This is a genomic window from Pollutimonas subterranea, assembly GCF_002849655.1.
Taxonomy (GTDB): domain Bacteria; phylum Pseudomonadota; class Gammaproteobacteria; order Burkholderiales; family Burkholderiaceae_B; genus Pollutimonas; species Pollutimonas subterranea.
The window spans coordinates 394,532-405,732 of the sequence record NZ_PDNW01000002.1 but is presented as its reverse complement, the minus strand read 5'-3'; the positions used below and the strand labels follow the sequence as shown (position 1 = coordinate 405,732).

The 11,201-nt window shown below is 55.5% G+C and carries 11 protein-coding genes; 4 read left to right on the top strand and 7 right to left on the bottom strand.

Features of this window, described 5'->3' with window-relative positions; all coding sequences use genetic code 11:
• Positions 1 to 122: 122 nt before the first annotated feature.
• The 3 genes from CR159_RS04285 to istA all read right to left on the bottom strand — a co-directional run bounded on the left by CR159_RS04285 (position 123) and on the right by istA (position 2,891).
• The gene (locus CR159_RS04285) at positions 123 to 476 is read right to left on the bottom strand and encodes a cytochrome c biogenesis CcdA family protein (protein WP_199173227.1); all 354 of its coding nucleotides are present in this window, start codon (positions 474 to 476) and stop codon (positions 123 to 125) included.
• A 107-nt stretch (positions 477 to 583) separates the two neighbouring features.
• A complete protein-coding gene (istB, locus tag CR159_RS04280; protein WP_102072758.1) occupies positions 584 to 1,351 on the bottom strand; it encodes an IS21-like element helper ATPase IstB in 768 nt (255 codons plus the stop codon).
• Positions 1,352 to 1,367: 16 nt separating this feature from the next.
• Positions 1,368 to 2,891 (bottom strand): IS21 family transposase, encoded by a 1,524-nt coding sequence (istA, locus tag CR159_RS04275; RefSeq protein WP_102072757.1) that lies wholly within the window; start codon positions 2,889 to 2,891, stop codon positions 1,368 to 1,370.
• 148 nt (positions 2,892 to 3,039) lie between these two features.
• Between istA and CR159_RS04270 the strand changes: the two genes are divergently transcribed.
• Complete coding sequence (locus tag CR159_RS04270; RefSeq protein WP_102072756.1) at positions 3,040 to 4,131, top strand: SNIPE associated domain-containing protein; 1,092 nt, start codon at positions 3,040 to 3,042, stop codon at positions 4,129 to 4,131.
• A gap of 137 nt (positions 4,132 to 4,268) precedes the next feature.
• Positions 4,269 to 5,054: a hypothetical protein gene (locus CR159_RS04265; RefSeq protein WP_102072755.1), complete on the top strand. Its 786-nt coding sequence runs from the start codon at positions 4,269 to 4,271 to the stop codon at positions 5,052 to 5,054.
• A 276-nt stretch (positions 5,055 to 5,330) separates the two neighbouring features.
• On the opposite strand, the gene CR159_RS04260 is transcribed toward CR159_RS04265, so the two are convergent.
• The gene (locus tag CR159_RS04260; RefSeq protein WP_102072754.1) at positions 5,331 to 6,209 is read right to left on the bottom strand and encodes an ImmA/IrrE family metallo-endopeptidase; all 879 of its coding nucleotides are present in this window, start codon (positions 6,207 to 6,209) and stop codon (positions 5,331 to 5,333) included.
• A 110-nt stretch (positions 6,210 to 6,319) separates the two neighbouring features.
• Positions 6,320 to 7,561: an HNH endonuclease gene (locus tag CR159_RS04255; protein ID WP_158238501.1), complete on the bottom strand. Its 1,242-nt coding sequence runs from the start codon at positions 7,559 to 7,561 to the stop codon at positions 6,320 to 6,322.
• Positions 7,562 to 7,739: 178 nt separating this feature from the next.
• On the opposite strand from CR159_RS04255, the gene CR159_RS04250 reads away from it, so the two are divergent.
• Entirely contained in the window at positions 7,740 to 7,988 is a 249-nt protein-coding gene (locus CR159_RS04250) for a helix-turn-helix domain-containing protein (protein ID WP_199173225.1), read from the top strand.
• Positions 7,989 to 8,846: 858 nt separating this feature from the next.
• Here the strand turns inward: CR159_RS04250 and ybaK are convergent.
• Positions 8,847 to 9,341, bottom strand: coding sequence for a Cys-tRNA(Pro) deacylase (gene ybaK, locus CR159_RS04240; protein ID WP_102072751.1), 495 nt, complete (start codon positions 9,339 to 9,341; stop codon positions 8,847 to 8,849).
• 51 nt (positions 9,342 to 9,392) lie between these two features.
• Positions 9,393 to 10,292: a site-specific tyrosine recombinase XerD gene (gene xerD / locus CR159_RS04235; protein ID WP_102072750.1), complete on the bottom strand. Its 900-nt coding sequence runs from the start codon at positions 10,290 to 10,292 to the stop codon at positions 9,393 to 9,395.
• Between the two features lie 146 nt (positions 10,293 to 10,438).
• Here xerD and modA point away from each other — a divergent pair, with 146 nt between their 5' ends.
• The gene (modA, locus tag CR159_RS04230; RefSeq protein WP_102072749.1) at positions 10,439 to 11,188 is read left to right on the top strand and encodes a molybdate ABC transporter substrate-binding protein; all 750 of its coding nucleotides are present in this window, start codon (positions 10,439 to 10,441) and stop codon (positions 11,186 to 11,188) included.
• Positions 11,189 to 11,201: the final 13 nt, after the last annotated feature.

The following is an 11,201-nucleotide window of genomic DNA, read 5'->3' as shown; positions in this document are numbered from 1 at the left end:
TGGCTCTGGACTTACAACAACGAACGACCCAACATGGCACTGGGCGGCATCACTCCAAGACAGAAACTAGCCAGTAAATATTTAACTGATTCTACTGCCGCTCACTGCTGAAAATGGGGGGATTACCGCTGCATCCATAAAGGGGCACGTATGACACCCATAACCATCAGGCCGGCGATGACAATAACGCCATCTGCAGCGATATTCAGTTCGTAGCGATAAGATAAGAACAAACGCCTGATGCTGGCTCCCAAAACCAGGAACACCATGGAGAAGCCTGCAACGAAGCACGCACTAAGGCCCAATGCTCGCCATCGAGCAGCACGTGCTTCGATACGAGAGGCGTCTAACTGGACGGCATCGCCTGCAATATAGGAGAGATAGCCAGGTACAAGCGGCAAAACACAGGGTGACAAGAAAGAAGCGATACCGGCGAAAAACGCCGTTAATAGCCCAATGACGGTCAACTCAAGCATCGTATAGCCCCCAGGTGCGTATTCCGGTGAAGATGACCGCTGATTCCGGTCTATCGTGACCGCTGCGCATTCGATGATGTTACGTGTTCAGATTGTATAGGTAGCGGTCACGATAGGTCGGTGGTTTTCTCCTTTTTGCTTAATTTAGGCGGTTCAGCTCGTAGAGAGTCGCCAGTCAGTGTGAACCTGTGGTTTCGTTGCATGAGGCGGTCCAGGATGGCGTCGGCGATGGTGGCGTCGCCTATCCACGCATGCCAGTGTTCAACGGGAAGTTGGCTGGTGATGACTGTGGCTTTGTTGCCAGCCCGGTCGTCGATGATCTCCAGCAGATCCGAGCGCGTCATGCTGTCGATAGCGCCCATGCCCCAATCATCAAGGATAAGCACGTCGGTCTTGGCCAGCTGCAACAGCCATTTGCCGAACACCCCGCTGCCGTGGCGGATGCGAAGTTCTTCCTGCAAACGGGGCACACGTTGATAGAGCGCTGAGTGTCCCCGCCGGCAGGCGTACTGCGCCAGGGCACACGCCAGCCACGACTTACCGGCCCCAGTTGGACCAGTAATCAAGACGCTGTGGCCGGCGGTTACCCAGTCGCCCAAGGCCAGGCTCATCACCTCGCGCCGCTCAATGCCACGACCCGCTCGCGCATCGATATCTTCGATGGCGGCCTGTCCGTATTTCAGGTGCGCGTTCTTTAGCAGGCGCACCAGCTTACGGTCGTTACGCGCGTTGACTTCGCGATCAATCAACAGCGCCACGCGTTCCTCGAAGCTTAAGGCGCCCATGCTGGGCTGTGCCAGCTGGTCTTCCAGGCCGGCGGCCATGCCGTCCAGTTTCAGCGTGCGCAGCTGCGCCAGTGTGGTGTGCATCATCATTGTTTTCTCTCTTTTCTTATTGGTAGTAGCCGGGGCCACGCACGTGGGCATGGTGGGGGCTGACCCAGTCGCCGGCAACGACCGGCGCGCTCTTGTCACGGTTATTGATCAGGATGTCGCGCACGTGGCGGTACTGGCAGGCGCCGATCTGCAAGGCCAGCGTGCAGGCCGCCTCAAGCCGGATCTTGCCGTAGCGCTTGGCCAGCGACAGCAGCCCCAGGCAGGCGCGATAGCCATGCTCGGGATGTCGGTTCTCGGCCATCAACCGGGTCACCGCTTCGGCGGTGGCGGGTCCAATGCTTTTGCCCCAGTGGATCAGGCGCGCCGGGGTCCATTCCATGTGGGCCCGGTGCGCAGCCGGCATGTGCGCCGCCGTGGTGGTGAACCCACCGTGGCGGCTGTTGCGGGCGTGGCTGGCGACGCGCTGGCCGCGATGCAGGATCTCGACCACGGCAGTGGTGATGCGCGCTTCGAGCATCTGTCCGACCAGCGCATGCGGCACGCTGTAGCGATGGCGCTCGACCTCGACGTGGTAGTCGATATGCACCCTGACGGTCTTGAAGTGCGCCATCTCATAGCGCTGTAGCGGCAGCGCCAGCAAGGCCGGCGCATCGATCTCGGCGAAGGTGCTCGCCCGGCTTCCGGGCAGCTTCTGGAAGGGCTTGTCATTCAGGCGCGTCAGCAACGGCGTGATCGCCGTGTTGACCTCGTGCATGCTGTTAAACCGCTGGTGGCGCAGGCGCGCCATGATCCAGCGTTCGACCACTTGAACCGCCGACTCCGCTTTGGCTTTGTCCTGCGGATGTCGAGGACGCGCAGGCAGGATCGACGTGCCATAGTGACGTGCGAAGTCCAGCACCGTGTCGTTGCTGCGTGGTTCGTAGCGGTTCGCATCCGCAATCATCGCCTTCGGGTTATCGGGCACGATCAACTGCGGTACACCACCGAAGAAGGCTAGCGCGCATGCCGTGGATTCGAGCCAGTCGACCATCGTTTCGCGCGGCGTGGCGCACGCGTAGGTATAGCTGGAGGCGCCAAGAGCTGCCACGAAGATGTGGGCACGACTTCCATCGGTCAGCGCAATGGTGGGGCCCGCGTAGTCGATGAACAGCTTCTCGCCGGCCCGGTGAATCTGACGCATGGAGCGCTTGAGCTGCTTGGCGAAGCGACGGTAATTCTCGCAGAATTGCGAGTAGCTGTAGGTCTGGGCATCGGCGTGGTCGGCGCAATGTTCCTCCCACAACAACATCAACGTCATGCCCTTGCGGCGTAACTCTTGGTGCAGACGACCGTAGTCGGGTTGCACGTGGTCGCGGGGCTGTTCCGGCGCGACCAGCAGGCGCCGCTCCAGGGCGGCTTCGTCCAATGCCAGCACGGTCGACCAGTCCAGGCCAGCCGCTGCGGCCAAGCCAACATACTTGGTGACGACACCCTTTGAGATGCCCAGCGCCGTGGCGATCTGTTGGTGCGAGAGCTTGGCGTCCAGCTTTAAACGCAATACGTCTTTGATCTTACGCATAGTGATCCTTGATACCGGCACGCTGTCTCCAAGCAAAGGCTGGCAGCGTACCCGGTTGGTTGCTATATGCGTAACATCATTTGGGCGCAGTACGACGTCATTCCGGTATCGTGACCAGTGATTCCGGCATCGTGACCGCCGATTCCGGTGGCCCCGGAAATCGGTCACGATAGACCGGAATGGGCGGTCACGATGGACCAGAATAGCCGGTCACGATAGACCGGAATCACTGGTCACGATAGGCCGGAATACCCATGATGCGATTCGCGCAAATCAAAAAGAAACTGCAAGGGGGGTAAGTAAGACGGTAGAGTCATGGGACAACTACGCTGTTGAACTCAACAAAACTGAGTGGAAGAAGTTGCGCAAGGATGCATTGAAGCTGGCTCTGCGTTCATTCAACAGCGAAAGCGAGTATTGCATTGACAACGTCAAGTTCAACAACGTGGAGAAGATGGAGGCGCGGATTCGCAGGTCATTCGATACCTGCAACAAGCTGCTGAATGCCACCCAAGTTTTCTGGAAAGATCTCGTCTTGGAGCAAAAGCTGGAGGAGCTGTCTCTGGCGCACGAATATCATGTGAAGCGCCAGGAGGAAAAAGAGGCTGCACGCCAAGCAAGAGAAGATGAGCGGGAGCAGGAAAAACTTGAAAAGGAAATCCGGGAGGCTCGCGCCAAGATTGATAAAGAGCGCCGGCACTTCGCCAGCGCTCTCCAGAAGCTGCAATTGCGGCTGGGCGCGGCGAACACCGAGCAAGAACGTGATGACCTGCAGACACGGATCGATGAGCTTTCCAGCCAAAACAGCAAGCTGGATGAGCAGGAGAAGCTGCTCGACTACCGAGAGCAAAACGCCCGCGCTGGCTACGTCTACGTGATCTCCAATATCGGCGCGTTCGGGGAGGGTATCTACAAGATTGGCATGACCCGAAGGCTTGAGCCGATGGATCGAGTGGATGAGTTGGGTGACGCCTCGGTGCCGTTCCGATTTGATATGCACGCCATGGTGTTTTCTGACAACGCCCCGTCGCTGGAAGGTAAGCTGCACTCACACTTTGCTGCAGGAAGACTCAACAAAATAAATGGACGCAAAGAGTTCTTCCGTGCTGATCTCAAGGCGATCGAAGCCGTTATTCGGGCGAACTACGATGCCGTAGTGGAAGTGGTCCATACCGCCCCGGCCGAGCAGTATCGCGAGAGCCTTAGGTTGACCATGCCGCTAGAGTCCAGAGAGAGCCTCGCGCAAATTGAGTTGGCCTAAAACTAAAGCGTCCGGTCACGAGTGACCGTTACTGGGTTGCTGTCACTAACTATCAGCTATCGAACGTGTACTAATGACACATAGCGGCCAGGGACATTTAAAGGACGCGAAGGTCTCCATATCAAATAAGGGTTGAAATGCACGTTTATTCCGGAACTGAAGAAAAGAGGAACCCTCAATGGGACAACGGATTGACGGGGGAGCTGGTCACTGAGGTATTCGGTGCGGCCCAATGGAAGAAGGCGCACCCGAGCGTAAGGTCCATGACAGACAGACCTGAGTTTTGCCGCTACCACTACCACGAAGCCATGGACATGATGAACGAGTATATCGAATCCAATCTGAAGGAGACTGGCTTATGTGGTGTCTATGAGGACTACGATAAGTTCAGTTATCTGATGCTGAAGATCAGAGCGAATATCGTTGCCTTCGTCCAGAGCCTGCATGCCGTGGCGGACACCTGCTCCCACATGCTCTATTACTCCCTGGCGCTGGACAAGCTTCCCAAGACCCTCAAGGAGCGGGACGTCTCTGCCAAGGAAGTCCTCAAGCTCCTAGAGCAGCAACGTGATGCCGGACATCCCGAGTACGATAAGCTCTGCAGGTTGTTGCGCGAGGTCACGATTGGCGACGACTACAGGTACCTTGATGCCCTGACCAACACGTCAAAGCACCGCAGTATCGTCCGCACTCAATTGAGCGAGGATGCCACTGGCAGCCGGGAAGAGAATTGGATACTCTTCTTGGAGTCGTTCTGGTACGACGGACACTTATTTGAAAAGATCAATGCTCGGAAGTTCATGCGTAAGGAGCACGACCGTATCCAGCCTCTGACCGTAAACATCGGTGTGGAACTGAACGAGGTCTTGAAGAAGCTCCAACCTTTGCTGCCCACAACCCAGGTCACTGAAGAAAGTTGGTAAAGAGCCTACAGGGCGAGCTTCAAAGCCAAGCCCGATTATTTAATTCACAATGGCACGTGCTGGTATCGCAGCAGTCGTACGGCTTACATGAGTGTATGACCGTAGCCGGCCCAAAGCGGTCAGCTAAAAAAATTTGATGGCGGACTGCTATTGGTCGGAGGCGGGCTCTCATGGATGTCTCGACGACCCCCAACGGCCTGTGCTCGTTCCAAGTCCTTTTAGTTATCCAATTTGGTCTTAATGCTTGCGCGGACATGGCTTGTGAAACTGATGATGCTAGCGACCCTGTTTTTTGATTTTTGTTCTTGCTTCGACGCGATTGGCCGCTTCAAATATTGCGTACATACTGACGCTTTGCATATCCACTCCGGCCATAAGGGCACTTAGATACTCCTCGGATCTTGGCTGTACGCCCGTGCGTCGGCAAACCAACCAGGCAACAGCTTCTGCTTCCAGTTCTTGGTGCTGTATCGACAAGGATGTTCGTGCGGGCCACAGTCCCTTAGGGTGAGCCCCCAAATGCCCACAATAGATATGGCCTAGCTCATGTGCCAGCGTTGCAAATCGCGTCGGATCATCGTGGATCGCGTTTAGCTTTACCCGGTAGTAATACGTCGCATCTGCTTGGTTAGAAGGGGCCAGTCTTTCGGGCAACTGATTGATCGCGGCGGCAGTTCCCGCCAAGAATAAACCATACTGGTTTGTGTCGACTACTTCGACGTTGAGTTTCTGTGCCGTAAGTTTTGTTTCCTTGAACTGCTTTGCCGTGACCTTGCCTGTTGCCTTCAGAGGGCCGTGCTCCTGACCGCGGATGGGACGGCCCGAGGTATCACCAAGCTCGTACAGAAAGCTTACCGGCCCGAATGGCTGCAGTACGATGATCGGGATGGCGTCGGGATTCACATTGCGGTCTATTGCTGCCCAACGCCGCCTTGTACCAACGGCTGTAGCACCGGGCCTCTGTATTTGAACCAGCATTGCGTTGTAAACCGAAAGTCGGTCAAAGTTCCTAATGAAGTTAAGGAAATCGAGAAACGCATTGTCCTGCTTATGTACCAGGGCTTGCTTGAATAAATGGTCAACAGCAGAGGCACAGTCTTCAAACAGATCTAATCTATTTTGTAAGGTTGTTGCCGCTAAAGCGTTTTTTTCCATGAGCTTTGTGCCCCGTTAGTTTAATTATTTTTAAAAGTACGCCGCGCCATAGCGGGCGGATGAAAAAGCCTCCATGAGGCCAGCCGCCAGGCACGAAAGTGCCGCGACGACTACGCCAAAACGAAGCCCATCATTATGCTGATGAGCTGAAGGCCTAGATACAAAACGAACGCGCACGAAAACACGGCTGCAACCCACCGTGGATTTGCATTCTTGGAGATCCGTAAGTTGACAAGAAACGAGCCAAGAATTGTGGTGCCTGACACAAGGGTTATTCTTACGATATCTTTTAGAGAGGCTGAGTTTTCAGGGACTTCGATAGTCGCTGGATTTCCGACTGCTAGCACTGCGCCGGCCAAGCTGCCATATAGACCGAGCAGAAGAAGGACGATTATGGTGGCGACTACATACAGGAGAATGGTACCTATGTAAGCGCCTAGCCTGTTAAGGAACGAGAGGGTATGGCTTGTAGATGTCTTTGCCATGTCGCTCTTGCGCCCTGTATTGTGATCTGGCGCGACCACAACGGGCGGCGGGTCGGTACGCTGTGCTATTTCATGTGGGCTGCGGCCGTCCCCCATTGGTGATGTGCAAGTCGGTTTACTTGCTTCAAAGCATGTTGGCTTGTCTCCTGGCGTGTTTTCACGAGCAGCATGGGCGAGGTCCGTATTTGGGGTCGGTGGTACTTGCGTCTCTTCCCAGTATTCTGTTGAGCCCGTGTGTTTCACGGCTTCCTTGACGGTGTCGTCCCAGTCGTCTTGGTTAAGCTCTTGGCCAAAGTTGAACTTTCGCCCATGCTCTTCTTCATGGCATCGCCTGCAAAGGGTGACCAAGTTTGCTTTGTTGTTAGTGCCGAAGTTCGACTTGTATACGATATGGTGAACGTGCAGTTCGGTGTTGCAAGCCCTACAGACATTGCACTCGCGTCCGTCTTCGAGGCGAATAGACTGGGCATTCGTCTCCCAATTGGTCGGGCGTTTCCAACTTTTTGGCCGTTGCCGAAAAAGTAGGTTCCGTCTATGCGCTCTCAAAAGCTTGTGTTCTCTTCCGAAACGGTCATGGTCGGCTGCTCGCCTATTTAGCCAACTTGGTAAAGCCTTTGCTAACTCGCCGTCGAAGGTCTTTCGAAGTCGTTTTGACCTTTTCTGCTCTTCATAAGATGCGTCCGGCATCTCGCCACGTAGCATGCTCTTCGTCATGCCGAGCCGTAACTTCTCTTCAAAGAATACGAAGCTGGATTGCGCAACTGTACGGTACGCGTTCAGATCTTCGACACAAAAGCGGCAAATCTGGATGCGTTTGGTTTTGAAACGTAAGGCGTTGAAGTGACGCAGGCATATTTGGCATTTCATATCGGCATGCCGGCTTTTTGGATATAACGGCATCCGTTCGACCGCCCTCAGGTCTAAGGCAGTGTTAGTTATTTTTATAACCTTCATAAGCAGAGAGATTCAAAACCAGTAGAGTTACATACTGTAGAACATTAAGGAGTAGTCCGCCACTCTCTCGTGCATGAATGCAAGAGCGACAATGCAGCCGATGACGGCACGCGAAAGGATAGCTATCAACCTGAAAAGACTACGTAATGACCGTGGCCTAAGCCAGGAAAAAATGGCTGAGCTGGCGGATTTCCATCGTACTTACGTTTCGCAGCTGGAGCGGTGTGTCACTAATATCAGTGTCGACGGCCTGGAGCGCTTTGCTCGTGCACTAGGTGTTGATGTGGTTGACTTACTCGTGGCACCGGCACATGAGAGTAAAGACGAAGCGAGCCTTTAGATATGCCTATGAAGTTGGATTTACCTAATGTTTTCGTTTTCATAGAAGTGAGGCACAATGGGAAAAGGCGGGCGTAGAACGAGTGCTGGTCGACCAGTGCAGTATCGAAAAACATCGTGCACGCGCAACATGGACGTGCGGCGGTTACAGCGCGACGGCCTGCTAAAAGACAATACAGCCTATAGTTGGTATTGGAAAGACGCCAGCGGTACCGTCATGGCTGCCATTGACGTGCGAGCGCTCAGGGGCGGTGTTCAGTTCGATTACCGTTTAAATGATGAGCATGAGGTTAGCGAGTGCGTCCAAACCACTACGACTGCGTGTAACTATGGTGGCGAGCGCATCTGGTTTGTCTGCCCCTGCTGCGACAGGCGGTGTGCCATCGTGTATCTATCACGGCAAGTAGCTTGTCGGACGTGTCAAAAGTTCCGATATCCCAGCCAGTCCGAGGATGAAACGGATGCTACATGGCGCGAGCAACGAATATTGGAAGAGAAGCTGGGCGGTAGTGGATACTGGAAAAAACCCAAAGGAATGCATCAAGTCACCTTTAACCGTATGCATTCGCGGATCATTGCGTTGGAGTCAAAGCGTGTTCAGTTGCTAGGGGCGAGTTACCGGCACTTGTTTGGCGATAATAAATTTTGAGGCGATAGCGCAACGTTCTTAGGTGGTAGAAATAGCGAACCGTGGACAATAATAATCGCGGTCCAGCCTTTACCAGATCGAATCCAGTGCTTACATTTTGACGGTACTTATGGCGGTACTTTTTATTCAATAAGAGCCCAGAACAAGTAATCGTAGGGCTTTGCAGAGGTAGTTCGCCGTCTGCTGGAGACGCCAGGCACTCAAGCCGGGTCAGCCCTTCGTCAGGGCCACATTTACCGCTTTCGCGTCCAGCAAGGACGCCAGCGCCGATGGGTCCACACCTATCAAATAGCCCCGCCGCCCTCCGTTTACGTAGATAAGCGGATAGTCGAGAAGCGCGGCCTCTATCCAGACCGGCATTTTTTTGCGTGTTGCAAAGGGCGATGTCCCGCCCACCAGATAGCCCGAATGCTTCTGCGCGGTATCGGGAGCACAGGGACTCACCTTTTTTGCTGCGATCTGACGGGCCAGGTTCTTGGTGGAGACTTCGCGGTCGCCATGCATGATGACCATCAGTGGCTGTGCATCCTCGTCTTCCATGATCAATGTCTTTGCCACCTGGTGCAAATCCAGGCCAAGCTGCTTGGCGGCTTCGGTGGCGCCGCCGTGGTCGATATAGTCGTAGGGATGTTCGCTGTACGCCACGCGGTGCTTCTTCAAGAACTGCGTCACGGGTGTTTCCGAGACATGTTTGTCTTTTGCCATGGGGAATGTCTTCTTTTCTGAATGCACAGGGCCTGTGCGGGGCTGAGGTGCTCAGGCACGCGGATGGTGTTTGGCGTGCAGGGCTTTGAGCCTTTCGCTCGCCACGTGAGTATAAATCTGTGTGGTGGAGATATCGGCATGGCCCAGCAGCATCTGGACCACTCGGAGATCGGCGCCATGGTTCAACAAGTGCGTGGCAAAGGCATGCCTGACGACATGCGGCGACAGTGGTGCATGGATGTCGGCCTGAAGCGCATATTTCTTGACGATAAGCCAGAACGCCTGGCGCGTCATGGCGCCCGCCCGGGCTGTCACGAACAAGGCGTCTTCGCGCCGTGCGCCGAGCAACTGAGGGCGTGCTTGCCTGATATATAGGTCTATCCAGTATTGCGCCTCTTGCCCCAGTGGAACCAGGCGATCCTTTCCGCCTTTGCCGACGTTGACCCTGAGCACGCCTTCGGTAAGGCTTACGTCCAGCACGTTGAGATTGATCAGCTCGCTGGCCCGAAGGCCGGTGGCATAGAGGGTTTCAAGCATGGCGCGGTCGCGCAGGCCCAGCGTGGTGCCTGCATCTGGCGCCTGCAGCAAGGCATCGACGTTATCTTCCGACAAGGTCTTGGGGAATCGGGCTGCTTGCTTGGCGGCATGCAAAGCCAGGCAAGGGTCCTTGGCGACCAGGCCGTGACGCAATGCCCACAGGTAATAGCGCCTCAGGGAAGCCAGGCGCCGGTTTGCGGTCGTGGCCTTACTGGTGGCGTGGATGGCGGCAAACCAGTCTTGTATGTCCGCTGCATCACCGTGATCCAGTTGCTTGTTCTTCTTGGTCCGCAACCAGTTCGCGAACGCAGTCAGGTCGCGACGGTACGCCGACAGCGTGTTGGGCGCCAGGCCGTCTTCCAGCCAGATGGCATCGATAAATGAATCGACGGAAGCGAGAGATGACAAAGCCACGATTGCCCCGCGGAAAGATTCATATTCTATCAGTGGCCGACCTGTGCGGAACGTGCAAACCCAGTGTGCTTTACTATCGCAATGTCGGTGGACCCAACCATACGCCGCGGAACATCCTGTCTATCTGCAGATACTCGGAGGAACAAATGAAATTCAAGCAATTTGTCGCGGCAGCGCTGCTTGTCGCGCTCGGATGGAATGCGCCGGCATCGGCCGAAGACATGCTGGTGTCGGCCGCATCCAGCCTTACCAATGGCTTCGCGGAAGTGGCTGTTCAGTTCCAGCAGGCGCATCCCGGCACGAAAGTGCTATTAAGTTTCGCCGGGTCGGATACCTTGATGACGCATATCGCCAATGGCATGCCGTCCGACGTTTTTGCGTCGGCCGACCAGGTTGCCATGGACAAGGCGGTCAAGGCCGGGGTAGTGGACGCCGCGACATCCAAGGATTTCATCGGCAACGAGCTTGTACTGATTGTGCCGGCCAGCAAGCCGGGCAATATCAAGTCACTGAGCGATCTCGCGGGCGTGGAGCGCATAGCATTGGGTAATCCCGCCATGGTGCCGGCCGGACGTTACGCAAAAGCAGCCCTGGAAAAGGCGGGTGCCTGGAACGACGTCAAGCAACGTGAAGTGCTGGGCGAGAATGCACGGCAGGTCCTCGACTATGTGGCCCGAGGCGCGGTCGACGCAGGAATCGTCTTTGCGACCGACGCAGCCACCGTGGCAGATAAGGTCAAGGTGATCCAGGCCCTGCCATCGCCCATTCCCCTGCGCTATTCCATTGCTCCGGTCGAGCGCGAGAACCGGCACCCCCTTGCCGCGGAATTCATCGCGTTCGTGCTTTCCGACCAAGGCCAATCGATTCTGGCCAAGCATGGTTTTGCGCAGCCTTGATGGGGGCGGCCGT

Excerpts from the sequence above, each read along its gene's own strand:
- CR159_RS04285 (WP_199173227.1), bottom strand. The coding sequence starts at position 476 with ATGCTTGAGTTGACCGTCATTGGGCTATTAACGGCGTTTTTCGCCGGT.
- istB (WP_102072758.1), bottom strand. The coding sequence starts at position 1,351 with ATGATGATGCACACCACACTGGCGCAGCTGCGCACGCTGAAACTGGAC.
- CR159_RS04265 (WP_102072755.1), top strand. The coding sequence starts at position 4,269 with ATGCACGTTTATTCCGGAACTGAAGAAAAGAGGAACCCTCAATGGGAC.
- CR159_RS04260 (WP_102072754.1), bottom strand. The coding sequence starts at position 6,209 with ATGGAAAAAAACGCTTTAGCGGCAACAACCTTACAAAATAGATTAGAT.
- CR159_RS04255 (WP_158238501.1), bottom strand. The coding sequence starts at position 7,561 with ATGAAATGCCAAATATGCCTGCGTCACTTCAACGCCTTACGTTTCAAA.
- CR159_RS04250 (WP_199173225.1), top strand. The coding sequence starts at position 7,740 with ATGCAGCCGATGACGGCACGCGAAAGGATAGCTATCAACCTGAAAAGA.
- ybaK (WP_102072751.1), bottom strand. The coding sequence starts at position 9,341 with ATGGCAAAAGACAAACATGTCTCGGAAACACCCGTGACGCAGTTCTTG.
- modA (WP_102072749.1), top strand. The coding sequence starts at position 10,439 with ATGAAATTCAAGCAATTTGTCGCGGCAGCGCTGCTTGTCGCGCTCGGA.